At 64.4% G+C, this 25,510-nt stretch carries 24 protein-coding genes; 8 read left to right on the top strand and 16 right to left on the bottom strand.

Annotated features, from left to right (window positions below):
• Nucleotides 1-96: 96 nt before the first annotated feature.
• Both ACDC66_RS06420 and ACDC66_RS06415 read left to right on the top strand, forming a co-directional pair.
• A complete protein-coding gene (locus ACDC66_RS06420) occupies nucleotides 97-957 on the top strand; it encodes a hypothetical protein (RefSeq protein WP_376695858.1) in 861 nt (286 codons plus the stop codon).
• A 17-nt stretch (nucleotides 958-974) separates the two neighbouring features.
• Entirely contained in the window at nucleotides 975-2,261 is a 1,287-nt protein-coding gene (locus ACDC66_RS06415; protein WP_376695857.1) for a DUF4785 domain-containing protein, read from the top strand.
• Nucleotides 2,262-2,335: 74 nt separating this feature from the next.
• On the opposite strand, the gene ACDC66_RS06410 is transcribed toward ACDC66_RS06415, so the two are convergent.
• The 3 genes from ACDC66_RS06410 to ACDC66_RS06400 are packed head-to-tail and all read right to left on the bottom strand — an operon-like array spanning nucleotide 2,336 to nucleotide 4,378.
• Nucleotides 2,336-2,611 carry an acylphosphatase gene (locus ACDC66_RS06410; RefSeq protein WP_376695856.1) on the bottom strand — a complete coding sequence of 92 codons (276 nt, stop codon included), beginning with the start codon at nucleotides 2,609-2,611 and terminating at the stop codon, nucleotides 2,336-2,338.
• Nucleotides 2,598-3,047, bottom strand: a complete 450-nt coding sequence (locus tag ACDC66_RS06405) for a TlpA family protein disulfide reductase (protein WP_376695855.1) — start codon at nucleotides 3,045-3,047, stop codon at nucleotides 2,598-2,600. Before ACDC66_RS06405 ends, ACDC66_RS06410 begins: the two co-directional genes overlap by 14 nt.
• A complete protein-coding gene (locus tag ACDC66_RS06400; protein ID WP_376695854.1) occupies nucleotides 3,044-4,378 on the bottom strand; it encodes a virulence factor BrkB family protein in 1,335 nt (444 codons plus the stop codon). The genes ACDC66_RS06405 and ACDC66_RS06400 overlap by 4 nt, the downstream gene beginning before the upstream one ends.
• On the opposite strand from ACDC66_RS06400, the gene arsC reads away from it, so the two are divergent.
• Genes arsC through ACDC66_RS06385 form a run of 3 tightly spaced genes read left to right on the top strand, consistent with a single transcriptional unit; the run spans nucleotide 4,377 to nucleotide 5,655 of the window.
• Nucleotides 4,377-4,727 carry an arsenate reductase (glutaredoxin) gene (arsC, locus tag ACDC66_RS06395; protein ID WP_376695853.1) on the top strand — a complete coding sequence of 117 codons (351 nt, stop codon included), beginning with the start codon at nucleotides 4,377-4,379 and terminating at the stop codon, nucleotides 4,725-4,727. The genes ACDC66_RS06400 and arsC overlap by 2 nt on opposite strands.
• A complete protein-coding gene (wrbA, locus tag ACDC66_RS06390) occupies nucleotides 4,724-5,320 on the top strand; it encodes an NAD(P)H:quinone oxidoreductase (protein WP_376695852.1) in 597 nt (198 codons plus the stop codon). Before arsC ends, wrbA begins: the two co-directional genes overlap by 4 nt.
• Nucleotides 5,320-5,655, top strand: coding sequence for a DUF2069 domain-containing protein (locus ACDC66_RS06385; RefSeq protein WP_376695851.1), 336 nt, complete (start codon nucleotides 5,320-5,322; stop codon nucleotides 5,653-5,655). Before wrbA ends, ACDC66_RS06385 begins: the two co-directional genes overlap by 1 nt.
• A 30-nt stretch (nucleotides 5,656-5,685) precedes the next feature.
• Here ACDC66_RS06385 and ACDC66_RS06380 read toward each other — a convergent pair whose 3' ends face one another.
• Complete coding sequence (locus ACDC66_RS06380; RefSeq protein ID WP_376695850.1) at nucleotides 5,686-8,277, bottom strand: hypothetical protein; 2,592 nt, start codon at nucleotides 8,275-8,277, stop codon at nucleotides 5,686-5,688.
• Nucleotides 8,278-8,649: 372 nt separating this feature from the next.
• On the opposite strand from ACDC66_RS06380, the gene ACDC66_RS06375 reads away from it, so the two are divergent.
• Nucleotides 8,650-9,138: an asparaginase domain-containing protein gene (locus ACDC66_RS06375; RefSeq protein WP_376695849.1), complete on the top strand. Its 489-nt coding sequence runs from the start codon at nucleotides 8,650-8,652 to the stop codon at nucleotides 9,136-9,138.
• Nucleotides 9,139-9,906: 768 nt separating this feature from the next.
• Here ACDC66_RS06375 and gcvT read toward each other — a convergent pair.
• The 9 genes from gcvT to rluD form a co-directional block, all read right to left on the bottom strand.
• Nucleotides 9,907-10,980, bottom strand: coding sequence for a glycine cleavage system aminomethyltransferase GcvT (gene gcvT, locus ACDC66_RS06370; protein ID WP_376695848.1), 1,074 nt, complete (start codon nucleotides 10,978-10,980; stop codon nucleotides 9,907-9,909).
• Nucleotides 10,981-11,016: 36 nt separating this feature from the next.
• Nucleotides 11,017-12,624 carry an ABC transporter permease gene (locus ACDC66_RS06365; RefSeq protein ID WP_376695847.1) on the bottom strand — a complete coding sequence of 536 codons (1,608 nt, stop codon included), beginning with the start codon at nucleotides 12,622-12,624 and terminating at the stop codon, nucleotides 11,017-11,019.
• Nucleotides 12,608-13,687, bottom strand: a complete 1,080-nt coding sequence (locus ACDC66_RS06360) for an extracellular solute-binding protein (RefSeq protein ID WP_376695846.1) — start codon at nucleotides 13,685-13,687, stop codon at nucleotides 12,608-12,610. Before ACDC66_RS06360 ends, ACDC66_RS06365 begins: the two co-directional genes overlap by 17 nt.
• A gap of 146 nt (nucleotides 13,688-13,833) precedes the next feature.
• A complete protein-coding gene (locus ACDC66_RS06355) occupies nucleotides 13,834-15,633 on the bottom strand; it encodes a monovalent cation:proton antiporter-2 (CPA2) family protein (protein WP_376695845.1) in 1,800 nt (599 codons plus the stop codon).
• A 24-nt stretch (nucleotides 15,634-15,657) separates the two neighbouring features.
• Nucleotides 15,658-16,944 (bottom strand): phosphopyruvate hydratase, encoded by a 1,287-nt coding sequence (gene eno, locus ACDC66_RS06350; RefSeq protein WP_376695844.1) that lies wholly within the window; start codon nucleotides 16,942-16,944, stop codon nucleotides 15,658-15,660.
• A gap of 178 nt (nucleotides 16,945-17,122) precedes the next feature.
• Complete coding sequence (kdsA, locus tag ACDC66_RS06345) at nucleotides 17,123-17,947, bottom strand: 3-deoxy-8-phosphooctulonate synthase (RefSeq protein ID WP_376695843.1); 825 nt, start codon at nucleotides 17,945-17,947, stop codon at nucleotides 17,123-17,125.
• Entirely contained in the window at nucleotides 17,944-19,599 is a 1,656-nt protein-coding gene (locus tag ACDC66_RS06340) for a CTP synthase (protein ID WP_376695842.1), read from the bottom strand. The genes kdsA and ACDC66_RS06340 overlap by 4 nt, the downstream gene beginning before the upstream one ends.
• A 328-nt stretch (nucleotides 19,600-19,927) precedes the next feature.
• Entirely contained in the window at nucleotides 19,928-20,647 is a 720-nt protein-coding gene (gene pgeF, locus ACDC66_RS06335) for a peptidoglycan editing factor PgeF (protein WP_376695841.1), read from the bottom strand.
• On the bottom strand, nucleotides 20,634-21,584 hold the full coding sequence (rluD, locus tag ACDC66_RS06330) for a 23S rRNA pseudouridine(1911/1915/1917) synthase RluD (protein WP_376695840.1): 951 nt from the start codon (nucleotides 21,582-21,584) through the stop codon (nucleotides 20,634-20,636). Before rluD ends, pgeF begins: the two co-directional genes overlap by 14 nt.
• An 83-nt stretch (nucleotides 21,585-21,667) precedes the next feature.
• On the opposite strand from rluD, the gene ACDC66_RS06325 reads away from it, so the two are divergent.
• On the top strand, nucleotides 21,668-22,477 hold the full coding sequence (locus tag ACDC66_RS06325) for an outer membrane protein assembly factor BamD (protein WP_376695839.1): 810 nt from the start codon (nucleotides 21,668-21,670) through the stop codon (nucleotides 22,475-22,477).
• 27 nt (nucleotides 22,478-22,504) lie between these two features.
• On the top strand, nucleotides 22,505-23,392 hold the full coding sequence (locus tag ACDC66_RS06320) for a polyprenyl synthetase family protein (protein WP_376695838.1): 888 nt from the start codon (nucleotides 22,505-22,507) through the stop codon (nucleotides 23,390-23,392).
• Here the strand turns inward: ACDC66_RS06320 and trmB are convergent.
• The 3 genes from trmB to ACDC66_RS06305 all read right to left on the bottom strand — a co-directional run bounded on the left by trmB (nucleotide 23,376) and on the right by ACDC66_RS06305 (nucleotide 25,470).
• On the bottom strand, nucleotides 23,376-24,059 hold the full coding sequence (gene trmB / locus ACDC66_RS06315; protein WP_376695837.1) for a tRNA (guanosine(46)-N7)-methyltransferase TrmB: 684 nt from the start codon (nucleotides 24,057-24,059) through the stop codon (nucleotides 23,376-23,378). The two genes, ACDC66_RS06320 and trmB, sit on opposite strands and share 17 nt — an antisense overlap.
• A gap of 255 nt (nucleotides 24,060-24,314) precedes the next feature.
• Nucleotides 24,315-24,515: a sulfur carrier protein ThiS gene (thiS, locus tag ACDC66_RS06310; protein WP_376695836.1), complete on the bottom strand. Its 201-nt coding sequence runs from the start codon at nucleotides 24,513-24,515 to the stop codon at nucleotides 24,315-24,317.
• Nucleotides 24,493-25,470, bottom strand: coding sequence for an EamA family transporter (locus ACDC66_RS06305; RefSeq protein ID WP_376695835.1), 978 nt, complete (start codon nucleotides 25,468-25,470; stop codon nucleotides 24,493-24,495). Before ACDC66_RS06305 ends, thiS begins: the two co-directional genes overlap by 23 nt.
• Nucleotides 25,471-25,510: the final 40 nt, after the last annotated feature.

Genomic DNA, 25,510 nt, shown 5'->3' with positions numbered 1-25,510 from the left:
ACGCCCATCACGGAACCCCGGATTTGAATCCGGTCACAGGGTCGGGCTATAGTCTTGCGCGGGGACTGTAACCAAAATAAAGAGAGGAGATTCCGAATGACCCTAAGGATGCAAGCCATCGTGGCGCTTTTTGCGCTACTGACATTCGGTTCCGTATGGAGCGCCACCGGGGTGGCCTTCGTTCACGGAACCGGCAATCAGACCGATGCCTACAACGATTACTGGACCGGCGACATGATCAATTCGGTCCGCCAGGGCCTGGGCAATACATCGAACTACGTCGTCATCAACTGCCAGTTCGAGGAGTACATGTGGACCTCGGGTGCGGCGGGGTGCCTGGCCGGCCAGCTCCACAACTTCATCAGCAGCCGCGGCATCGACGACCTGGTCGTGATCACGCACTCGAACGGCGGCAACGTGATGCGCTGGATCCTGTCCAACCCGACCTGGGACAGCCGCTACCCGGCGATCATCGACTCGATTCGCTGGGTCAACGCCCTCGCGCCGTCGAGCAAGGGCACCCCGCTGGCCGATGCGGTCATGCAGGGCAACGTATTCGAGTCCTCACTCGGCTGGCTGCTGGGCTACCAGAGCGACGCGGTGCGCATGCAGCAGGTCAGCTGGATGCAGAGCTACAACGCCAACTGGCTCTACGGCACTGCAGGCAGGCCCTCCCTGCCCGTCGGCTTCTGGAACGTGGTCGGGAGCGACGTCAGGTCGGCCATCTGGAGCAGCAACGCCTACTGCGGTGGCTACGACAAACAAGTGGGCCTGGAATTCACCCAGGAATGGCTCGACGACTGCTCCGACGGTTTCCTTGATTGCAGCAGCCAGAACGGTGCCGGCAACCTGTGGTTCTACGATACCTGGCGCACCAGCGGTGATCGCGTGCTTTCGCATCACCAGAGCCGTCGCGACTGCTTCGGTCTCGACACCATTCTCCGCAACGATCTGTGAACCCACCGGGAGCCGACATGAATAAATTCAAAAGCATTACCGTCCTCCTGCCAGCCGTTGTGCTCGCAGCAGGAACCGTATCCGCCGCCGGGCCGACCGAGTGGGCACAGCCTGCTGGTAACGACCTGCGCGTCGAAAGCCTGCCTGCTTCTACCCAGGTCGCTGCGCCCAGTCGTCATGCCGAATCGCAGCCGGTCAGCTACGCCTGGCCGCTGAGCATCGACGACAGCGCACCCGCACCTGCCGGCCCGGCCATGGAGAGCCGCCAGTACTGGGTCGACACCACCGGCCACGGGCTGGAGAAAGGCCTCAAGCTGCCCCTGAGTTCACCGGGCGCCATCGTTCGCATCTCGGCGCTGAACGCCGACACCGGCGCTCTGCTCGATGCCGAGCGGCTGCAGGTGAGCGTCGACGGGCGGTCGCTGCCCATCACCAGCGACGCCGGCGGTCTCGAGGTGATCACGGGCAGGGATCTTCAGTCGCAGGGCATGTCGGTGCCAACCGACAGCCTCGCCTTCAAGCTGCCCGGGCAAGGGCAAGCTGACACCCTGAGCCTGCAGCTGGGTGGCGCCCCCGCCGATCAGGCGATGGTCGTGCACATCTTCGAGCCCGAGAGCCCCTGGGTCGGAAGCCTTTCGGCCCCGCGCCACAATTACCTGGCAGGAGACAGCATCGAACTGAACGTGGGTCTGAACAACGGCGACGAACGCTTTGCCGCCGAGTCAGTCCAGGCGGTACTGGTCAGCCCGGACGCCGCACAGGACTGGCCGCTGGAAGTGACTGCCGACGGTTTCGAACTGACGGGTGAGGTGCCACAGGAGTTACCCGCGGCCGGCGAAGGCCTCTACGAGGTGCATGCCTACCTGCAGGGCCGTCAGGGCGACACCATGATCCGTCGCGACCTCAAGGTGGCTGTCGATATCGCCGTGCCCACAGCGCGCCTGACCGAGCGCATCCGCAGCCGGGATGACCGCGGGCTGAGCGTCGATCTGGGTGTTGAAGTCGCCAACTCAGGCCGCTACCAAGTCAGCGGACAGGTCTGGGGAACGGCTGCCGACGGCACGCTCCAGCCGCTGGCCATGACCCAGACGGCCGCAGTACTCGAGCCGGGCGAAAGCCAGCTTCAACTCGACGTGCCGGCCGACCTGCTGATGGCATCCGGCCTGGCGGCACCGTTCGAGGTGCGCGAAGTTCAATTGCTCGACCAGGGCCGCATGGCTGTACTGGAATCGCGCTCTCGCGGCTTCACGATCGGGCGGGACCCGGACCAGCCGCGCCAGCCCGTCGACACCATCGCACAGTAAGACCCAGCGATCAGATGGTTATACCGGCCGGCCTCTGCGCCGGCCGGTTTCGTTTCGGCCCGGGCCCCGAGGGATCAGCCGGTCGAAAAACCGGACGAGACGGCCGCGGGCGCCTCGACCCGCTCGACGGTGTCGACGCGTGCGGCATTGGGGCCATCCTGAAGCCAGCGCTCGAGCTCATCGAGCGCCGAAGCAGGGCCCGATGCGACGACCTCGACCCGGCCGTCCGGCAGGTTGACAGCGTGGCCCGACAAACCGAGGGGTTCAGCCTGACGGCGCGTGGATTCGCGAAAGAAAACACCCTGGACACGCCCGGAAATAAGCCATTTGCGCGTATCACTGCTGCTCATCGATCCACTCCGTGATCATGTCGCTGGTGACCGGTCCCAGCCAGGTCTCGACCATGACGCCATCGCCATCAATCAAGTGGGTCGTGGGCAACACGCGGGGCGGACCCAGATCAGCCGGCGGGTCATAGACGTCGACCAGGAGAATGGGATAGCTGGCGGGGTAGGAATCCAGAAACTGCTCGAAGTCGGCCGGATCGGTATCCTCGAACGCCAGCCCGAGCACGGTGATGTCCTCGCGACTATCGTGCATTTCCGACAGGTCGGGGATTTCCTTGCGACAGGGCTTGCACCAGGTCGCCCAGTAATTGACCACCACCCACTGCCCGCGATGGTCGGACAGACGCTGGGTCTGGCCGTCGAGCCCCGGTAGCTCGAAATCGACTTCGGCGGCCACCGGCCCAACCAGCAATACCAGCGCGAGTAACGCAACTCTCATGAAAGTTCTCCTACCTGAAACTTCAGCAATGCCTTGATCGATCGGTTCATCGCCGGCCGACCGGCCTCATCGACCGCCTGCAGACTGTCGATGATCGCACGATCCCAATGGCTTTCGACGGGAACCGAGTGCAATTCACCGATCGGCAGTATGAACGGTCCGGTGCGATAGAGTTCCCCGAGCGTTATGTCTTCGACATCGGTCGAAAGCAGCCAGTCGCCGTTGTCGTCGGAGTGAATGAAACCGGCCTCGTGGAACCAGTCCAGGATGCGACCGATCTGCGAATCACTGGCGGCCGGTTCGCGCGAGAGCAGATCAGGCTGCGACAGCGCGCGCCCCTGCCGCTGGGCATGCCAGAAATGGCCCAGCAGGCGCAGCGCCAGGACCAGTTCGTGTCGGCGCGACCAGCGCCATTCGCTCTTGCGGTAGTTGAAGGTCGTCAGGGCCGCGGCCACGCTGGCGCCGAGCAGCACCACGACCCAGGAGACGTAAATCCAGACCAGGAAGATCGGAACGGCGGCCAATGCGCCGTAGAGTTTTTCGTACGTCGGAAAATGCGTCACGTACAGCACGAAACCGCGTTTGGCCCCTTCGAACAGAACCGCCGACACGAAAGCCCCCACCAGCGCGTGCCTTACCCGCACTCGACGATTGGGCACGGCGAGGAAGACCAGGGCAAAACCGACCAGGGCCACGAAAAATGGCGTGAGATTGAGGAAAAAGGCCTGTAGCATGCCCCGCACTGCTTCCGGCGCCAGCAATGGCAATGCGGCCATGTAGGAAGTCAGCGCCAGGGAGCCGCCCATCAGCAGCGGTCCGAGCGTGAGTACCGACCAGTAGGTCAGCAGCCGGCCCGTAAGCCGGCGTGGCGTCGCAACACGCCAGATCCGGTTCAGGCTGCGCTCGATGGTCGCCATCAGCATGATGGCCGTGATGATCAGAATCAGCGTGCCCGCCCCGGTCAGGCCGGCGGTGCGCTCGACGAACTGGTTGAGGTGCTCCTGTACGGCGTCACCGGCGGCCGGCACGAAATTGGAAAAGATGTAGCTCTCCAGTTCGTTCGCCCACTGATCAAAAACCGGGAAGGCGGAGATCACGCCGAGCATCACCGCCATCAAGGGCACGAGTGCCAGAAGGCTGGTGTAGCTCAGGGCGGCGGCCGCCTCGAAGCTCCGGTCCTCGCGAAAATGGCGCCACAGGTGCTTGCCGAAGGCCCGCAGCCAGCCCGGATCGATCAATGCGTCCAGCCAGGTCGGCGCCGCTTGCGTTGACACCTCGCCCCGAGCGGGTACGCTACGCTTTCCTTCCTGTCGAGATTCGGATGAATTCATGTCCGTCACGATTTATCACAATCCACGCTGTTCCAAAAGCCGGCAGACCCTGGCGCTCATACGCGACCGCGGTATCGAGCCCGAGATCGTCGAGTATCTCAGGCAACCGCCAGCACCGGATGAACTCAAGCGTATCATCCAGCAACTCGGCATCCCGGTGCGCGACATCATCCGTGCCGGCGAGGCCGAGTACAGGGAACTGGGCCTGAGCGACGCGTCGCTCGACGACGAATCATTGATCGAGTCAATCTGCGCTCACCCGAAGCTGCTCCAGCGACCGATCGTCGTATGTGGGGAACGGGCCAGAGTCGGACGTCCCCCCGAAGCGGTCGAAGAGATCCTGCCGTGACCGAAATCCTTGTTCTGTTCTACTCGCTCCACGGCAATACCCGTGGCATGGCGCGTGAGGTGGCGCGCGGCGTTGAATCCGTGGACGGCTGCCAGGCGCGACTGCGCACCGTGCCTTCCGTATCCCCGGCCGACGAAGTTGCCCGGGAGGTCGAGACCGAAGGGCCGGCGCGGGTCAGTCGCGCGGACCTGGCCGAATGCCACGGGCTGGCGCTGGGCAGTCCGACACGCTTTGGAAACATGGCCTCGGCGGTCAAGTATTTTCTCGACGGCACCGGAAGCGAGTGGTTTTCCGGCACGCTGGTGGGCAAGCCCGCCGGTGTATTCACCTCCACGGCCACGCTGCACGGCGGACAGGAATCGACGCTCCTGAGCATGATGGTGCCGCTGTTGCACCACGGCATGCTCATCGTCGGCCTGCCCTACACCTTGCCGGAGCTCAGCGGCACGCACAGCGGCGGTACGCCCTATGGCCCCAGCCATGTGGCGGGTACCGACGCCGAGCGCGCGCTCGATGACGACGAACGCCGCCTGTGCCGCGCCCTCGGCTGCCGGCTCGCTGAAGTGGCTTCTCGACTGGGGAGGAACAGCTGATGGGCCCGGGTGCCTGTCGCTGGTCTCTGATCGGATTGATCGTGCTTCAGCCGCTGTGGTTCGGCTGGCTGGCGCCGCCTGAACTGGTGCCGCCCTGGATGGCCATCACGGCCATGGGCCTGCCGCTGCTGATCGCCCTGCCCTTCGTGTGGCGCCTCAACAAAGAGGCGCTGGTGGTGGTCGGCTGTGTGCTGCTGGTGCACTTCTGCCTGGCTGTCTCGGAGGCCTGGGCCAATCCGGCCGCGCGCTTGCCGGCCGTGACGCAGGTTGTGCTCATCGGCATCTACTTCGTCGCGATGTCCTCGATACGCTTCGGGAGAAAGCCGGCGGACTGACCCTGCAGCACCCTGTAGCGCGAACTGGTTTCAGCGCGTCATTTCGCGCTGAAGCCTCGCCAGACGTTCCAGGACGTAGTCGAGTTCCGGCGCTCGCTGCCCTTGTTCCCGCAGGGACTCGGGCAGGCTCATCCATGCCCGGCGCAGGCGTTCGGCCCGATCCAGCCCCATGGCCGGCATGCGGATGGCGGCCACACCATCGTCACGCAACAGGCGAACGCGATCGCGCGTGATCAAACCCTGGGCTCCGGCCAGCATCGCGCGAACCGGCGCATGTTGTCGGATGATGCGCGGATAGTGCAATTCGAGCACGCGGCGGAGCAGCGCCGCCGTGTCAGCCACGCGAGCCATGGCGAGGGCCAGCGGGGATTCGTCCCCCGCACGCGGGGGGTTGATCAGGGGCGCCAGCAGTTGGCGCTGCCGTTGCGCGAGAAGCTCGGCCAGGTGGGCCTGCACGGCCACTTCCATGTCGGCCGGATCGGCCGCCTCGATTTCAGACACACGCCGCGCCGTGACGAACCAGTCGCGCCACTCGGCACCCTGATCCCAATTGGCCAGCAATTCGGCCTCCGGCGTGGTCGGCGTGCTGACGAAATAGGTCAGCCTGTTCGGAACCATGCCCGGATTGTCCTGCGGCAGCTCGCTGGCCACGGCCTTGCCGACCCGGTCGATCGGGCAATCCTGCGCCAGGATATCCTCGCTTTCACCGGCGAACAGGTAATGCGTGTTTTCGTTGCCCGTGAGGCGGTAGCGAAACACCGTGCGGTCGCCCTCGTCTCTTCGGAACTTACCGACCAGATCGAAACTCAGACGGCCGAGATAGTTGGCGACCTTGCTGGCCCGCCTCTGTGCGGGCTCCATGGAGCGCTCCACCCAGCGGACCTGGTCATAGCACAGCTTCAACTCGCCCATGCCGACCTGATCGGCCAGAAGGAATGCGTTGGGAAACAAGCCCAGCACCGCCCGGCTGGCCGGCAACTCGACGCGGGCACCGCAGGAATTGGCCTCGGGGCATGGACCGATGGTAAGCCCCTGTGGACGATACGCCGTGACCTGGTCGGCCGAACCGTCGAGATCGATATCGGCCCCGGGCCGCGTATTGGCTTCGTAGAAATCGGCCTGTGCCTGCCTGAGAAGGTTGTCGACCTCACCGAGCGCCAAGCGGTGCCGGCTGAGCAGGCGAATCACCGGATCACGACGACTGCCGCCCCGGCCGGTCACGCAGTCGATCCACTCGACGTTGGCCGCCGCCTGTTCGCGCATTTGCCCGGCGAGGCGGTCAACGGTGTCACGCCACGCGCTGCCGGTGAAGAACACCGGGCGCTGCGACACCCAGCGCACGAGGTGATCGGCCAGCAGCGACCACTCGAGCACATTGACCCATTGCGGCGGCTGGCACTGCGCCTCGAGCAGCCAGTTGAAGTGACCGTCGAGGTAGGCGGCCCGCTGCCAGCTCACCAGGCCGAGTTCGCGGCGCAGGAACTCCGCGGCAAACGGGCCCTGTGCCTCGCCGACCAGTTCTTCGCCGGCCAGCTCGCCGGTCAGTGCCTGTTCGAGTTCGCGAGCACAGCGCTCGAAGACGTCTCTTGGCAGCGGCCCGATCAGCAGCGGATCCGGGTTGCAGCCGGTGATCAAGCGTCGCACCCGCTCGCGAACCGGCTGGTCCAGGTAGAAGGCCAGATCCGGGGCGAACAGCGCCAGACGGGCATACGTATCTGCCAGCTCGGCAATGGCCGACTGGGTGACCTGGTCGGGCGAGGCCAGGTAATCGGCGGCATCACCCAGCAAGGCCAGGATCACAGGCAGGTCGAAATCGATCAGGCGCACGGCCTCCTCGCGGCCGCTCTCGATCGACTCGAGCCAGTCCGACCATTCGGCGGCCATCGTGCTGACCGAGGCGTCGTGCTGGGTCAGTCTGGCCAGGCCTTCAAACGTGAGCCACACGGCGTTCAGCAGTCGCCCCGCCCGCCAGGCCTGGCGAGCTTCAGCCTGCAAGATGGCGTCCCGCAACGGAACACGATCGGCCTTTGATTCAACGGCAGACAATTCGCGAACCCGCTCGGCCTGCTCGCGTGCGTGGTCAACGACCGTTTCGGCCTCGGCCTCCCGGGAGCCGTTGAATTCATCAAGCAATGGTTGCCAATACACCGTGAGCGAGGAGCGGGCATCTTCACCCAGAGTTTCGGCCACGCGCGCCCATATCCCATCTGCCGCGTAGGCGGCAACAATTCGCATGCGGGCGAGTTCGCCGGCGGCCCGCTCGCGCTCGACCAACTCGGCCATGCCGGCCAGGTCGGGTTCGGGGAAGCCTGCATCCGACTGGCCGAGATTGAACTCACGCTGGCGAACCAGCCAGGCCATCAGGCCGTCCATCAACGAGACCTGTATCGGACCGGTACGCTCGACCGCAGGCTGAAGACGTAGCGCGATCGCTTCGACCGCCTGCGGCCACTCGCTCGGATCACCGCCACGCTCGAGCCATGCCGACGCGGCCAGCGTCCGGCTGCGGGCCCGATCTGCGGTCGCCGGATGCCAGTGCAGGGCGAGCAGGTCCTCGGGCACCGGTTGTGCGGGTGCAGGTACGCTGAAGGTCAGCAGGATCAGGATTAACCCGGCAGTCATACAGATCGCATTCAGCCGTGCTGTGCATTCCGACAGCAAGACAGCGAAGCGCCGCTGTAGCACTCCTACAGCAAGTTTCGCTAACGCAGTCTGTCGGGATGCACAGCTCGGCCTGGCATTCGATATCAACAAGTTAGGGGCTGCAAGAATGGCCCGACTCGGCGTTGTCGCTCTTGCAAAGGGAACCACCCTTTCCGGCGAGCGACGCCTTGATTCGAGCCATTCTTGAAGCCCTGAATGCAATCTGTATGGCTGCCGGGTTAATCTCCGGCATACGCTCGTCAGGCCGTGTCTCATGGCCGCTATACTACCTGATGGCTTGCGCCGTTCGCGCAGTCACCACGGCACGCAAAGGACTATCGGGAAATCGCCTTGAAGAAACTCAACATCCTCGCTACCGGCGGCACGATCGACAAGATCTACTACGACGACAAGTCCGACTACCAGATCGGCGAACCGGAAATCGGGCGCATCCTCAAGGCCATGAATGTCGGGTTTGACTGGGAAATCCGCGCGTTGCTGCGCAAGGACTCGCTCAACATGACCGAGGCCGACCGCGACCTGATCCGACAGGCGGTCATGACCAGCAGCGACGGGCATTTTCTGATCACCCACGGGACCGACACCATGGTCGAGACGGCCGCGGCGCTGGGAGACACCGGCGAGCGCGTCATCGTCATGACCGGCGCGCTCAACCCGGCCCGTTTCATCGACTCGGATGCGGTGTTCAACATCGGCTGCGCCGTCGGCGCGGTGCAGGCCCTGCCGCCGGGCGTGTGGATCGTCATGAACGGCCGCATCTGGGACCCGAAGACCGTGCGCAAGAACCGGTCCGAGAATCGCTTCGAGGCGATTGGTTGATACCGTATTGCTGATCGCAACCTGCATGGTCCGGCGGCGTGGATGAGGCTGGCGCCACCGGTTGCTGTGGCGGTCTCGACACTTCAAAAGCGGTTTCGCCCGGCGCTTCGCGCTCTTGCGGCGAGGTACTTTTTTGTCGCGCCAAAAAAGTACCCAAAAAATGCGCTGAAAAGAGTGCGGATTCTCCGCAGGACCAACGGAACGTGCGGGCTTCAGTATTTTGCCTCAGCCTCCGCTCGAGCTCCGTCTAGACACATGGCGTCTTCGACGTCCCAAGGGCGTAGTCTGCAGTCTGACAGCCCGACCTCGATCACCCCGGCTTCGGGAAACGCCCGGGCTTGTAGGATGCGTGAAGCGAAGCGCAACGCATCAGGGACGATGCGTTACGGCCCTTGACGGGCCTTCACGCATCCTACGCAGCACAGCCAAGAGCCTGGCGCGCGCACAGCGCGCGGTGTCGTCCCTTGGCGAAGCCCGGGATCCTTCCCATGGCCACTTTCGGCATCAGGCCAAGGCACCACGCGACCAGCCGGGCTAAAGCGAAGCCCCAGACAAAATTCTGAAGCCACTCCCGGTGCAAGTCCCGAGAGGCCTACCGTGTGCCTTTGACTTTAAGCGCGCTTTTTCGCGCCTTTTTTCGCGCTGGAAAAAAGGTGCCCGCCATCAGCCTGCGGAGCAGGCGGGCGGAACCGCCTTTGACTTGTCGAGACCCGCACAGCCGCCGGTGGCGCCAGCCTCGCCCAAGCCGTGACCCAATCAGACCCGACTTCAGATCCGCACTTTCCCCTGCCGCACAAACGGCGGCTTGACGACCCGCGCGGTCAACTTGCGACCGCGCAATTCGACTTCGACCTCATCGAACTCACCGGCGGGAATGCGCGCCAGGGCGACCGGGCACTGGGTCGTGGGACCGAACACCCCGCTGGTCACCTGCCCCTCGCCAGCCGTTGTATGCACCGTGGCGCCGGTGCGGGGAATGCCGCCGCGGCCGAGCACCAGGCCAACGAGCTGGCGCGGCACGCCGTCGGCCTTCTGCTTTTCCAGCGCCGTGCGACCGATGAAGTCACGGTCGGCGGGCTCGAATGCGACCGTCCAGGCCAGGTTGGACTCCAGCGGCGTGGTCGTTGTGTCCATGTCCTGGCCGTAGAGGTTGAGCCCGGCTTCCAGGCGAAGGCTGTCTCGCGCGCCCAGACCGCAGGGTTGCACACCGGCATCGAGCAGTGCATTCCAGAACCCTTCGGCTTCGCCGGCCGGCAGCAGCACTTCGAACCCGTCTTCTCCGGTATAACCGGTGCGGGCGATGAAGTAGTCGCCGTGTGTTGTTGCCCGGAAGGGCTTGAGTGATTCGGCCTCGCGCGCACCGAGCACATCGATCACCTTTTTGCGCGCTTCAGGGCCCTGGACCGCAATCATCGCCAGATCGTCACGCTCGACGATCTCGGCGTCGAAGTCGTCGGCAACGCGACGCATCCAGGCCAGGTCGTTTTCGCGCGTGGCCGCGTTGACCACGGTTCGATAGAAATCGTCTTCGAGCCAGTAGGTGATCAGGTCGTCGATGACCCCGCCCTTTTCATTGAGCATGCAGCCATAGAGCGCCTGACCCTTTTCCTTCAGCTTGGCGACATCATTGGCCAGCAGGCGGCGCAGGAAATCGCGGGCGGCGTTGCCGCGGATATCGACTACCGTCATGTGCGAGACGTCGAACATGCCGGCGGCCTCGCGCACGGCCTTGTGTTCTTCCATCTGCGAGCCGTAGTGGATGGACAATTCCCAGCCGGCGAAGTCGACCATCTTGCCGCCGGCGGCGACGTGCGCGGCGTGAAGCGGGGTTTTGGAACTCATTTCAATGCAGTGTCTGTGGTGCGAATCAAGCCGCCATTATATCGCCCGCACACGCCCCGACCGAATCAGAACCGCAACCGGGATGGCGCCCAGCAGCACGAGTATGAGGGCGGGGACGGCCGCCATCTCCCACTGTCCCTCGGCTGTGAGTTCATAGATGCGAACCGCCAGGGTTTCCCAGCCGAAGGGGCGCAGCATCAGCGTGGCCGGCATCTCCTTGGCGACCTCGACCAGCGCCAGCAGGAAGGCCGTGATCAGGCCCGGCCACAGCAGCGGCAGGTTGACGCGCCACAAACGATACCAGCGCGGTACGCCCAGGCTGCGCGCGACCTCCACGTACTGCGGCCGTATCCGTCCGGCAACGCTGTCGAGCGGTCCCCAGGCGACCCGCAGAAAACGGATCAGGTAGGCGAGAACCAGCGCGATCATCCCGCCCGCCAGGGTGGTGCCGGTGAGCTGGTCGAACCGCAGGAAGGCCAGCATGATGGCGACCGCCAGCACGGTGCCGGGAATGGCATAGCCCAGGGCGGCGACCTCGCCGAGCAGCTGCTGGCGCTTCGACGCCCGGTTGGTGGCGACCAGCAACAGGACCCCGCCGAGCACGACCGCCATGGCCCCGGAAAAACCCAGCGCCATGGTGTTGAATACGACGCGCACCAGCCGCGTGTCGAGCAGTCCGGCCATCTGAGGCCATGCCCAGACCAGCAGCTGGATCAGCGGGAGCACGACAGCCACCAGGAGCACGGCGAGTTGCAGCGCGGTCGCCAGCCAGCCGCGTGCACCGGCCAGCCGGATTCGATGACCGGTGGGTCGCCGCTCGGCCTGGCTCACGCGGCTGCTGCGGCTGAGTCGTTCAACGCCCAGCAGCAGAAAAACGAAAAGCATCAGGATGGAGGCCAGCTGGACGGCGGCAGTTAGATTGAACATGCCCAGCCAGGTGCGGTAGATGGCCGTGGTGAAGGTATCGAAACCGTAGATCGAGACGGCGCCGAAATCGGCCAGGGTTTCCATCAATGCCAGGGCCAGGCCGGCCGCGAGCGCGGGGCGCGCCATGGGCAGGCTGACGCGGAAGAAGGTTCGCACCGGGCCCTGTCCGAGACTGCGCGAGGCCTCGAAGGCCGCCAACCCACCGCCGAGGAAAGCAGCCCGGGCCAGCAGGTACACGTAGGGATAGAACGCCAGCACCAGGATGAACAGCACGCCCCCGGGCCGGCTGATCGCCTCCAGCAAGGCGGGTGAAGAACCGAACAAATCGCGCCAGAGCGTCTGCACGGGCCCGGCATAGTCGAGCATGCCCAGGTAGATGAAAGCCAGCACATAGGTCGGGAAAGCCAGCGGCAATACCAGCAGCGGGTCGAGCATGCGGCGCAGGGGATACTCGCAGCACGCCGACAGCCAGGCCAGGCCGACACCGAGCACGGCCACGCCGATACCGACGATGACCATCATCAGCGCCGTATGGCCGATCAGTCGCGGCAACAGGTATTTGGACAGGTGCTGCCAGATCTCGGGCTGGGGCTGGGCCCAGCTGGTCAACAGCATCAGCAGCGGGATGCCGACCAGCAACAGAAGCGGGCCGATCAGCCAGCGCCGATCGGCCCGCGGCCAAAGCCGTCGATGGAGCGCCTCAGCGGTAGCCTGCACGATCCATCAGGCGCACGGCCTGTGCCTGGCGCTCCCCGGCGATCTGCAGCGGCGTGTCGTCGGCATCGAAGTCGCCCCACGCCTTGACGATGCCGCGCGGCTCGACGTTCGGATTGACCGGAAACTCCAGGTTGTTCTGCGCGAACTCGGCCTGGGCCTCGGTTGACGCCAGCCACTCGAGCAACGCCCGGGCAGCTTCGGGCCGGGGCGCATGACGCGTCACACCGGCGCCGGAGACGTTGACGTGCGTGCCGGTGGTCTCCTGGTTGGCCCAGAACAGCGTGACCGGATAGTCGGGATTCTCGGCCAGCTTGCGGCCCAGGTAATAGCTGTTGACGATGCCGACGTCGCACTGGCCGGCCTCGATCGCCTCGATCAGGCGGGTATCGGAGGAGAACGGCTCGGTGGCCAGGTTGTCGACCCAGCCGCGCACGATCTCCTCGGCGCCTTCCTCGCCGTGGTGCTCGATCAGCATGGCTACCAGCGACTGGTTATAGACTTTCTGTGAAGTACGCAGGCACAAGCGTCCATTCCATTCGTCCCCGGCCAGGTCTTCGTAGGTGGACAGCTCACCGGCATCGACGCGCTCGGGATGGTAGACAATGGTGCGCGCACGCACCGACAGACCGAACCAGCGCCCCTGGTCGTCGCGCAGGGCCTCGGGTACCGCGGCGCTCAAAGACTCGGACTCGACCGGCTGCAGCAGCCCGCGCTCGGTCGCCTGCCACAGGTTGCCGGCATCGACGGTCATGAACACATCGGCCACCGTCTTACTGCCCTCGGCATCGAGCCGTTCGATCAACGCGGCCTCGCTGTCATTGATGTAATCGACGTCGATGCCGGTCTCTTCAGTGTAACGATCGAACAGGGGCTCGATCAGGTGCGGCTGGCGCGAAGTGTAGACCACCAGGCGGGCGGGTTCGGCCGCGGCCGGCTCCGCGCTTTCCATCGATGCATCATCAGCCGACTCCGGGGCAGCGGCTTCGGATGTGGTTGTGTCGGAAGAATCAGGGCTGCAGGCGGTCAGAAGGCCCAGTAGCAGTGCCAGAAGTAGAGTACGCATGGGTCGGTCTTGCTCGATTGCGAAACAGGTCATCAATTTTACTGATAACGATTTGCATTTACAACAATGTGCCTACCCCCGCAGCCGGGCGGATCACGTCCGGTTTCGCTTGATGCTCGCCCAACGAACAAACGAGGTTTCGGGTTTCAGTCCTCCTCACGGCCCTGCTGGAGGAGGCGTCGATCTTCACTGAACAGGTCCTCCAGCTGCTCGCGGCTCTTGCGCTCGATGCGCGCCAGGCGCTCATGGTCGCCGCGATGCTGAATCTGCTCACGCAGCGTGGCCTCGTCGTGTTCGGCAAAACGGTCGACATAGCGACCGGCCTTGCGAACGCCGACTGCACGCAGCGCATCACGCGCCATGGCCAGGCTCGACAGCCAGGTCTCGCGAATCACCTCGTCCACGCCCAGGGCCATCAGTTCCATGGCGTGGTCCCGGTTTCGCGCCCGGGCCACGATCTTCAGATCCGGGAAATGCCGGCGCACCATCTGCGCGGTCTGGATTGATCGCTCGGGGTCGGAAATGGTGAGTATGAAAAGCTGTGCCTTGCCCGCCCCGGCGGCCCGGAGTACATCGAGACGGTTGGCGTCACCGTAGAAAATCTTGTGCCCGAAGTTGCGCACGAACTCGACGTGCTCGGGATTGTTGTCCAGCGCCGTGAAATGAATGCCCAGCATCGACAGGTTGCGGCCGACGATCTGGCCGACCCGCCCGAAGCCTGCAATGATCACGCGCGGCTCGCCATGGTCATCCGGGATCCTATCCGGTTCCGGCTCCGGCTCGGAACCCGATAGCCAGGGCTGCAGCAGCTTCTCGTTGATGACGTACATCAGCGGCGTGAGCGCCATTGAAATGGTCACCGCCACGATCAGGGGGTCGACCTGGCCGGCCGACATCACGCCCTCGCTGACCGCGACCGCGAACAGGATGAAGGCAAACTCACCGGCCTGCGGCAGCGCCATCGCCAGGGCCACGGTCGACCTGCGGTTCAGGCCCGCGATCCGCCCGACCACCAGCAGCGCCAGCAACTTGACCGCCATGATCACGCCCACAAGCGCCAGGATGGCCAGCGGCGCGGCCAGCACCCGGCCGAAATCGATCGACATGCCCACGGCGATGAAAAACAATCCCAGCAGCAGGCCCTTGAAGGGATCGATGGCGGCTTCGATCTCGTGGCGGTATTCGGAGTCGGCCAGCAGGACGCCGGCCAGGAAAGCGCCCAGTGCCATGCTCAGCCCGGCGTAGTCGGCCAGCACGGCAGTGCCCAGCACAACCAGCAGGGCCATGGCCACGAATACCTCGGGCACACCGGTCGCGGCAATAGCGCGCAGGGTCGGACGAAGCAGGAAACGCCCGGCCAGGATCAGGCCGACGATAACGGCGGTCGCCTGCAGCAGCCCGAACAGAATGGAACCGTCGACATCGGCCTCGACGTCACCGCCGGCGAATAAAGGGATGATAGCCAGAAGCGGAATGACCGCGATGTCCTGCATCAGCAGGATGCCGAAGGCCTGCCGGCCGTGGGGTGCGCCCAGTTGCTTTTTCTCGGCCAGGATCTGAACGCCCATGGCCGTCGACGACAGCGACAGCACCACGGCGATCAACAGACCGATACCCCAGCTACCGGACCACCAGGCAGCCAGCGGCCACAGCAACAGGGTGGTAATCAATAGCTGCGCCGAACCCACTGCAAAAACCACGTGACGCAGCACCCAGAGCCGGGAAGGCTTGAGTTCCAGGCCGATCAGGAACAGCAGCAGCACAACGCCGAGTTCGGAAAAGTGCAGGATGGTTTCGACATCGTCGATCAGGCCCAGCACCCAGGGCCCGATCAGCACGCCGGCAGCGAGGAAACCCAGTACCGCACCGAGACCGGCCCAGCGGGCCAGCGGCACCATGACCACCGCGGCGGCCAGGAAAATGATGACCTCGGCCAGCATGCTCATGCCGGCCGCACCCTCCGGGTGGCGTCAGTCGAGAAAGCGCGCGAAGACATGCCGACCATCATAGCGCGCAGTATCACCCAGACGCGCGTTGATGCGCAGCAGCTGGTTGTACTTGGCCACGCGGTCGGAACGACACAGCGAGCCGGTCTTGATCTGCCCGGCATCGCTGGCCACGGCGAGATCGGCAATGGTCACGTCCTCGGTCTCGCCGGAGCGATGCGAGATGACGGTGCCGAAACCGGCATTGCGTGCCATGGCGATCGCGTCCAGGGTTTCCGACAGTGTTCCGATCTGGTTGGGCTTGATCAGGATGGCGTTGCCGATGTGCTCATCGATACCACGCTGGAGAATCGAGGTGTTGGTCACGAACAGGTCGTCGCCGACCAGTTGGACCTTGCCACCGATGCTCTGGGTCAGTTCCGCCCAGCCGTCCCAGTCGTCCTCGCTCATGCCGTCCTCGATCGAAAGGATCGGGTAACGATCGACGATACCGGCGAGGTAGTCGACAAACTCTGTGCTGTCGAAGGCACGGCCCTCCGCGTCGAGCACGTACTGCCCGTCGCGGTAGAATTCGCTCGAGGCCACGTCCAGCGCCAGGTAGATATCCTTGCCGGCCTCGTAGCCGGCCTCGGCAATGGCCGTCATCAACAGCTCGAGTGCCGCTTCGTTGGATGACAGATCCGGGGCAAAGCCGCCTTCGTCACCGACCGCCGTGTTGAGCCCGCGCTGGCGCAGGATGCCCTTGAGGGCGTGAAATACCTCGGTGCCGGCCTGCAGGGCGCTCGGAAAGTCGGGCAGGCCGACGGGCATGATCATGAATTCCTGGATGTCGACGCGGTTGTCGGCATGCGCGCCGCCGTTGAGGATGTTCATCATCGGTACCGGCAGGCTTGCTTTCTGGCCGGAATTGGCCAGCAGCGATTCCCACAGTGACTGCCCCTGCGCGGCGGCTGCGGCGTGCGCGACGGCCAGCGACACACCCAGTAGCGCATTGGCACCCAGGCGGGATTTGTTCTCGCTGCCGTCGAGTTCGATCAGTTTCTTGTCGATGCCGGCCTGGTCGGTCACGTCCATGCCCATGAGCGCCTTGGCAATCTCGCCGTTGACGTTGGCCACGGCATTTCGCACACCCTTGCCGCCATAGCGCTTGTCGCCGTCACGCAGCTCGACCGCCTCCCGCGCGCCCGTCGAGGCGCCGGAGGGAACCGCCGCCCGGCCCACGTGACCGCCGTCGACGGTGACTTCCGCCTCCAGCGTGGGATTACCGCGGGAATCGAGAATCTCTATTGCGTTGATTTGGGTGATTTTCATTCGAGAACCTTTAATTCTTTATGTCCACAGATGAACACAGATAAACACAGATTTAAAAAAGCTTTCTTGAGCGACATGCAAGGCGTCGGCAGCGCGGGGGCATGACTCCGCCATGATTAACCCATCACCCCATTTCCTGTTCTTTCATCTGTGTCCATCTGTGTTCATCTGTGGACAATTATTTTTTAAGAGGAGACTGCTTCACGACCCGATCGATGGCGACCAGCTGCTCGAGCAGGCCTTCCATATCGGACAGGTGCATCGAGTTGGGACCGTCGCACAACGCTTCTTCGGGTTTCGGGTGTGTTTCGCAGAAGATGCCGGCCACGCCGGCGCCAACAGCCGCTCGCGCCAGGGTCGGGATGTGTTCTCTGGCGCCGCCCGAAAACTCGCCCTGCCCGCCCGGCAGTTGCACCGAGTGGGTGGCGTCGAACACCACCGGGCAGCCGGTCTCGCGCATGATCGCCAGCGAGCGCATGTCGACCACCAGGTTGTTGTAGCCGAACATATAGCCGCGCTCGCACACCATCAGTTCGTCGTTACCGGTCTCGCGCGCTTTCTCGACAACCTTGCTCATCTCCCACGGCGACAGGAACTGGCCTTTCTTGATATTGACCGGCTTGCCGGCGCGGGCGACGTTCTGGATGAAATTGGTCTGCCGGCACAGAAAGGCCGGTGTCTGCAATACGTCGGCCACGGCGGCGACTTCGTCGATCGGCGTGTCCTCGTGCACATCGGTAATGACCGGCACACCGATCTGGCGCTTCACCGACTCGAGAATGCGCATGCCCTCTTCGAGCCCGGGGCCGCGGTAACTCCTGACGGACGTTCGATTGGCCTTGTCGAAAGAGCCCTTGAACACGTAGGGCACACCCAGGCGATCGGTCACCTCCTTGAGATGCCCGGCCACTTCAAGGCACATTGCTTCGGACTCCAGGGTATCCGGCCCGGCAAGCAGGAACAGGGGCTGATCGAGACCGACTTCGGACCCGGCGAGCTTCATGCCTCCACCGCCCGTGGCGGCTTGCCGCTGGCCTTTTCATGCTGCGACAGCGCCGCCCGAATGAAGCCGGCGAACAACGGATGGCCGTCGCGCGGCGTGGAGGTAAACTCGGGATGGAACTGGCAGGCCATGAACCAGGGGTGATCAGGCAGCTCGACCATCTCCACGAGCATGTCGTCGACCGAGAAGCCGACCAGGCTCATACCGCCCTCGCTGATACGTTCGCGGTAGGCGTTGTTGAATTCATAGCGATGGCGATGCCGCTCGACAATTTCATCCTTGCCGTAAAGCTTGCGCGCGAGCGAGCCGGAAACCAGCTTGCAGCGCTGCGCGCCCAACCGCATGGTGCCGCCCAGGTCAACGTTCTCGTCCCGCATCTCGCGCCGGCCCTTTTCGTCCAGCCATTCGGTGATCAGGCCGATGACCGGATGCTTCGCGTTCGCGTCGAACTCGGTGGAGTTGGCGCCCTCGAGCCCGCAGACGTTGCGGGCGTACTCGACCACCGCCGCCTGCAGGCCCAGGCAGATACCCAGGTAGGGAATACCGTTCTCGCGCGCGTAGCGGATGGCCGAAATCTTGCCCTCGAAGCCGCGTTGACCGAAGCCGCCCGGCACCAGGACGGCATCCGCATCTTCGAGAACGCCGGTGCCGTTGGACTCGATCTCCTCGGACTCGACCGGCTTGATCTTCACCTTCACCCACTCCTCGAAACCGCCGGCCAGTAACGCCTCGTTGAGCGACTTGTAGGCATCGGCATGCTCGACGTACTTGCCGACCATCGCCACGGTTACTTCGTGCTTGGGCCGCGCCTGGCGCTCGACCACGTCTTCCCAGTCAGACAGATCCGGCGCAGAGGCCTTGATGCCCAGGCGATCGAGCACGAAACGATCAAGCCCCTGACGGTGGTAGAACAGCGGAATCTTGTAGATCGAGTCGACGTCCACCGCCGAGATGACGGCCTCGTGGGAGACGTTGGTGAACAGCGCGATCTTCTTGCGCTCCTCGTCGGAGAGCATGCGCTCGCAGCGGCACAGCAGCACGTCGGGCTGGATACCGATCGAGCGCAGTTCCTTGACCGAGTGCTGGGTCGGCTTGGTCTTGATCTCGTTGGCCGCCTTGAGATACGGCACCAGGGTCAGGTGCATGAAAAGCGCCTGCCGGCCGTACTCGCTGCCGAGCTGGCGGATGGCCTCGAGAAAGGGCAGCGATTCGATGTCGCCGACCGTGCCGCCGATCTCAATCAGGGCGACGTCGTAGCCCTCGACGGCCTGGTTGACCGAGTCCTTGATCTCGTCGGTGATATGGGGGATGACCTGCACGGTCTTGCCGAGGTAGTCGCCGCGGCGCTCCTTGGCGATCACGTTGGCGTAGATCCGGCCGGTGGTGAAGTTGTTGCGCTGGGTCATGCGCGTGCGCACGAAGCGCTCGTAGTGCCCCAGGTCCAGGTCGGTCTCGGCACCGTCCTCGGTGACGAACACCTCGCCGTGCTGGAACGGGCTCATCGTGCCCGGATCAACGTTGATATAGGGATCGAGTTTCAGCAGCGTCACGCGCAAGCCCCGGGCTTCCAGGATGGAGCCCAGCGAAGCGGCTGAAATGCCTTTACCCAGCGATGAAACGACACCGCCGGTAACGAAAATAAGAGAGGTCATGCCCGGACATCCGTGCTGCAGTGAATCCGGGAGAGCATTGTAACCCATATCGGGCGAAAAACCCCTTTTTCCTCCCCGCCACCAGTGCGCCCGAAACAACCAACAGCTAACACCCCTGGCTCTTCGGGTCGGCAAGCCCGTTGGGTGACTTCGACGCAGCCGAGGAACGCAGGTTCGGACGGAAAAGAGTTTCCGATGTTTGAGCGGAGGGCCGTCAGGCCCAGAGCGAGTTGAGGAAACTCCCGTCCGAACCGAGTACCGCAGGGCATCCCGGCGCGCAGCGCCGGGACAAGTCGCAGGAACAAAACGGGCTTGCCGGCCCGAAGAGCTACCCTTTAATCCAGATCACCGCCGCCATCCGCCCGCTCTTGCCGTCCCGGCGAAACGAATAGAACTCGCCGGCTTCCTCGAAGGTACATCGACCGCAGTCGAACACCTCGACACCGGACTCGCCCAACTGGTGCGCGGCAATCCACTTGAGGTCCGCACGCCAGCGATCACCGTCGGGCTCGAAAGCCTCGAGCAGTGCCGAATCAATCTCCCGGAAGGCCTCGCGCACCTCACCCCCGACCTGGTAGCAACGGCCGCAGATGCCCGGGCCGATCCACGCCACCAGCTCGCTGCCATTGACCGGTAGCGCCGCGAGGGTTTCAGTGATGATGCCGCCAGCCAGCGAGCGCCAGCCGCCGTGAACGCCGGCGACAACGGTCGCGTTGCGGTCGGCCAGCAGGATGGGCAGGCAATCGGCGGTCTGGATGACGACCACCTCGCCGGGCCGGTCGGTCCAGGCCGCATCGGCTTCGATCTCCGGCTGCCAATCGGCCAGGTCAATCACCCGGGAGCCGTGAACCTGGCGGAGCCATCGGGGTTCGGCCGGCAATGCGGCAGCCAGGCGCTCGCGGTTGGCGGCCACGGCGCGGGGATCGTCGCCGCTGTTGGTGCCGATATTCATCGAGGCCCAGGCGCCTGCGCTCGCGCCGCCCTGGCGCCTCGTGGCAATCGCGCCGAGGCGCTCACCGAGCGGCCAGTTCGGCTCAATGACCTTCATTGTCAGCCAACAGGTCAATCAAGTCCTTCATATCCTCGGGCACGGGCGCGGAAGCCGTTACCGGATCGCCGGTTTCCGGGTGGGCGAAGCTCAATTCCAGGGCGTGCAGGGCCTGCCGGGGAAACTGCTGCCAGGCAGTACGCTGGGCCTCGCTCAATCCGGCCGGCGCGCCTCGTCGTCCATAGACAGGGTCACCGATGATGGGCTGGCGGATATGCGCCATGTGTACGCGAATCTGGTGCGTTCTGCCCGTCTCGAGTTCGACGTCGAGCAGCGTCGCGCCCTTCAAGCGTTGCGCCACGCGGTAGTGCGTGACCGCACGCCGGCCATCGTGGCGCACCACCTGGCGCCGGCGATCCACCGGATGGCGACCGAGCGGCTCGTCGATGCGGCCGCCGGCAATGATCTCCCCCCAGACCAGCGCCTGGTAGCGGCGCTTGATCTCGCGATGTTTCAGCGCCGCCACCAGATACTTGTGGCTGGCGGTGGTGCGAGCGATCAGCAGGCAACCACTGGTGTCCTTGTCCAGTCGATGCACCAGCCCCGCTCTCGGCAACGGCGCCAGGTCGGGATCGAAATGCAGCAGGGCGTTGACCAGCGTGCCGTCGCGGTTGCCTGAACCGGGATGCACGACCAGTCCCGGCGGCTTGTTGACGACCAGAAAAGCGGGGTCGTCGATGAGCACATCGAGTTCGATCGCCTGCGGCTGGAGCTCCGAGTGGGGCTCCAGTTCGGCTGAAAGAACGACACGCTCACCACCGGACAGCTTCAATTTGGGTTTGACCGTCTGCTCATCGACCTGCAGCCTGCCGTCGCGGATCCAGCCGGTGATCCGGCTGCGCGAGAATTCCGGCCACAGCTGTGCCAGCACCGCATCGAGGCGCTGTCCGGCATGAATCGGGTCGATGCGCTCTTCCTTGTTTACCTGGGTTGTCATGATTGTCGGGGTAGCGGACAAGATTTGCGGGAGGATGGCATAATGGCGCGCCGCACCGCCCTAATTTCGAATACGAGAGCATTATGCAGAATTCCGCTCCAGCCCGTCGCCCGTTCCTGAAGACGCTCCTGCTGATCGCCGCATTCACCGTGGCGCTCGCCGGCTGCAGCCGCGAGGAAGTCGACGACACCGTTCCGGCCGAGGAATTGTACGAACGCGCCCATTCGGCACTCCAGGCCCGGGCCTGGCCGCAGGCCATCGATCGCTACAAGCAGCTGACCACGCGCTACCCGTTCGGCCGGCACGCCGAACAGGCACAGCTCGACATGGCCTACGCCCAATACAAGGCCGGCTCCTCGGAAGAGGCGATCACCACGCTGGACCGCTTCATTCGCACCTACCCGACGCACCCCAACGTCGACTACGCCTGGTATCTGAAGGGCCTGGTCAACTACAGCCAGACCATGGGCTTCATGCGGCGTCTGTTTCCCGGCCAGGTCGTGGACCGCGACCAGACCAGCGCCCGGCAGGCCTTCATGGACTTCCAGGAAATGATTCGCCGCTTCCCCGAAAGCCGCTACGTGGCCGATGCCCGGCAGCGCATGGTCTTCCTGCGCAATGTCATGGCCGAGCAGGATGTCGTCATCGGCGAATACTATTTCCGGCGCGGCGCGTACATCGCCGCCATCAACCGGGCCAGGCACGTCATCGAGAACTTTCCCCAGGCACCGGCCAACATCGATGCCCTGGACCTGATGGCACGCTCCTACGCCCGGCTCGACCTCACCGAACTCGCGGCCGATACGCGACGCGTGCTCGAACACAACTATCCCGATGCCGAGCTCAAGGAAGACGAGCCCGGTTTCCTGGGCAAGCTGTGGCCATTCGACTGAAAATGTCCGGGCGCTTCGCGCTGAGTCATGCCTGATGAATCCTTCGCCGAACGCGCCGAGACACTGATCCGGCGTTCGGAAGAGTCGCTGCAAGCCAGGCTCGCGGCCCTGCCCGCCAACGGCGCACGCCTGTCCGAGGCCATGCGCTATTCAGGGCTCAGCGGCGGCAAGCGCCTGCGCCCCCTTCTCGTCTACGCCAGCGGGGATGCATTGGAGCTGCCGCATGACCGACTCGATGCGCCGGCCATGGCGGTCGAGCTGATTCACTGCTACTCCCTGGTTCACGACGACCTGCCGGCGATGGACGACGACGACCTGCGCCGCGGCCGGCCGACGCTCCACCTGGCTTTCGACGAGGCCACAGCCATTCTCGCCGGCGATGCCTTGCAGGCACTGGCCTTCGAGGTGCTCTCCGAAGTCCCCGAAGCCGAGGCGGCGCGCAGCATGAGCGCAGTACTGGCACGCGCCTGCGGCGTGGTCGGCATGGCCGGCGGCCAGGCGCTGGACCTCCATTTCGAGGGCAAGCATCCCGAGCGCACGCAGGTCGAGGACATGTTCCGGCGCAAGACCGGGGCGCTGATTCACGCCGCGGTGATGATGCCCACCGCCCTGGTGCCGGGCCTCCCGAACGAACAGCGCGAGGCCCTTTCGAGTTTCGCCGACGCAGTCGGACTGGGCTTCCAGATCCGTGACGACCTGCTCGAGATCGAATGCGACACCGAGGCGATCGGCAAGTCCAGCGAAAGCGACGCCAGCCGTCAGAAGGCGAGTTGGCCGATCCTGTTTGGCGTCGACGCCGCACGTGCTCGTATCGACGAGCTTGCCGAAGAAGCCGCCCATGCCATTGAGCAGGTAGAGGGGAATACCGAAGGCCTGCGGTGGCTCGCCGACCGCCTGCTCAACCGGCAGTGCTGACCCGGCAGAGGATATCGACAATCTCGTGGCCCTTTTTCTGGCCACGCTGCTCGAAGTGTGTCTGCGGGCGCCAGGCCGGTCTCGGTACGTAGGGGTCCCCCTCGAGCGCCAGCGCCGGCACTGCGGCAACGGCTTCGACCATCCACTCCGCATAGGGCGCCCAGTCAGTGGCCAGGTGCAACAGACCGCCCGGCTTCATGCACCCGACCAGGCGCTCGAGAAACCCGGACTGGACCAGACGACGCTTGTGGTGGCGCTTCTTGGGCCAGGGATCGGGAAAGTAGATACGGACTTCGTCGAGGCTCTCCGGAGCCACCTGCTCGGCCAGCACTTCCACCGCATCGCGCATGGCCACGCGCACGTTGTCCAGGCCCTCGTCCTCGACGCTCTTGAGCAGGCGCCCCACACCCGGTTCGTGCACCTCGATTCCGACGAAGTTCTTGCCCGGTTCGTTGGCCGCCATCCAGGCCAGCGCCTGCCCGTTGCCGAATCCGATCTCCACCACCAACGGCGCATCCCGGTCGAAAGCTTCTCGCAAATCGGTGGTGTCCCGATCGATGCCATAGCGGGGCAGCAGTTCATCGAGTGCCCGGCGCTGACCCGGCGTCAGGCGACCGGGGCGACGGACGAAGCTACGGATTCGGCGGAGGTGTGCTTCTTTGTTCACTGGTTGGATGGTTAGCTTGTTGGCTTGTTGGCTTGTTGGCTTGTTGGCTTGTTGGCTTGTTGGCTTGTTGGCTTGTTGGCTTGTTGGCCAGATTGTGGCCGAGCCACCACGCTCGTTCGCAGCCAATGGCCCGAAGACCCCTTGCAGTAATCATCCGAAGTCGAACCAGCGAACAAGCGAACAAGCGAACCAGCCAACGAAGAAAAAGGCCGCTGGCCCGTTGGCCGGCGCAGGAATCTGTTACAGCACCCTGGCTCAGGGGTGCCCCGACGCCTCCGCGATCTCGACCCGGTCGCCGTGGTTGATGGTTATCTCGGCAAACCGCGATTCGGGTACGCGTTCGCCGTTGCGATTGACGCGCACGCTCTGTTCGTCGTAGCCGAGTTCCTCGAGCACCCCGGCAACCGTGAGGTTGTCGGAGAACGTTCGGGTTTCACCGTTGAGTCGGACTTCCATGCCCTGGATTGTACCGCCTCGCGGCGCCGTTCGCGTCCCGGCACACCCACACTGCCGCGACGATAATCACACCGCCGATCAACAGCTTGAACCAGTCCACGTCGCGGTTCCAGAAAATGAAGTTCACCAGGATGCCGGCGGGGATGAGCATGTTGTTCATCGTCGCCAGCTGGCCGGTATTGACCCGTTTGGCGCCCAGGTTCCAGCCCAGGTAGCCCAGCCCGGATGCGCCCAGCCCCAGCCACAGCAACACGCTCCACTGCAGCGCCGTGGCCGGCCAGCGCGAATGATCGGCAAACAGCAACACGCCCAGTCCGGCCACCAGGGCGGCACCGACGAAAAACAGCCCGAAGACCTGTACCTGCGAGACCGTGTCACCGAGTTCGAGTCGCTTGTAGGCCACCTGCCCGGCGGCGAAACACAGATTCGCGGCCTGGATCAGCATGAAGCCGGTCAGGAAATCCGGGCTGACCGTCCCGAAGCGAATGATCGCCGCCCCGCCGACGGCCAGCGCCGCGCCCAGCCAGAACCGCCCGGGCACATGCCGTCGACCGATCAGCACCTCGTCGATCAGGGTCACGTACAGCGGCGTGAAGATCGTGAACAGCAACAACTCCGGCACGCTGAGGTAGGCATAAGCGTGGAACAGGAACAGGTACATCAAACCGATCTGCACCGCGCCGACGGCCATCAGGGCGCAGCCGGCTCGCCAGCCGGGACGGGCGCGCAGCAGCAAGGGGGCGAAAACCGCCAGCGCCAGCATCACCCTCATGAACACGGAGACAAAGTCGTCCACCTGGCCGGACAGGTATACACCGATCAGGGAGAAACTGAATGCCCAAACGAGGGTGACGATCCACAGAAACAGCATTTCGAAACTCAAGCGGGGATCCAGCGGCAGAGTGTAGTCGCTCTCGACCATCGCAGCAGCAAGTCGGGCGGGCATCCGCGACATCTGTACTTGTCCGGCGGCGAAGACTACTATGATCGATCGC

The organism is Wenzhouxiangella psychrophila, assembly GCF_042310375.1.
In the GTDB taxonomy this organism is placed as follows: domain Bacteria; phylum Pseudomonadota; class Gammaproteobacteria; order Xanthomonadales; family Wenzhouxiangellaceae; genus Wenzhouxiangella.
This window is presented reverse-complemented; position numbering and strand designations above follow the sequence as displayed.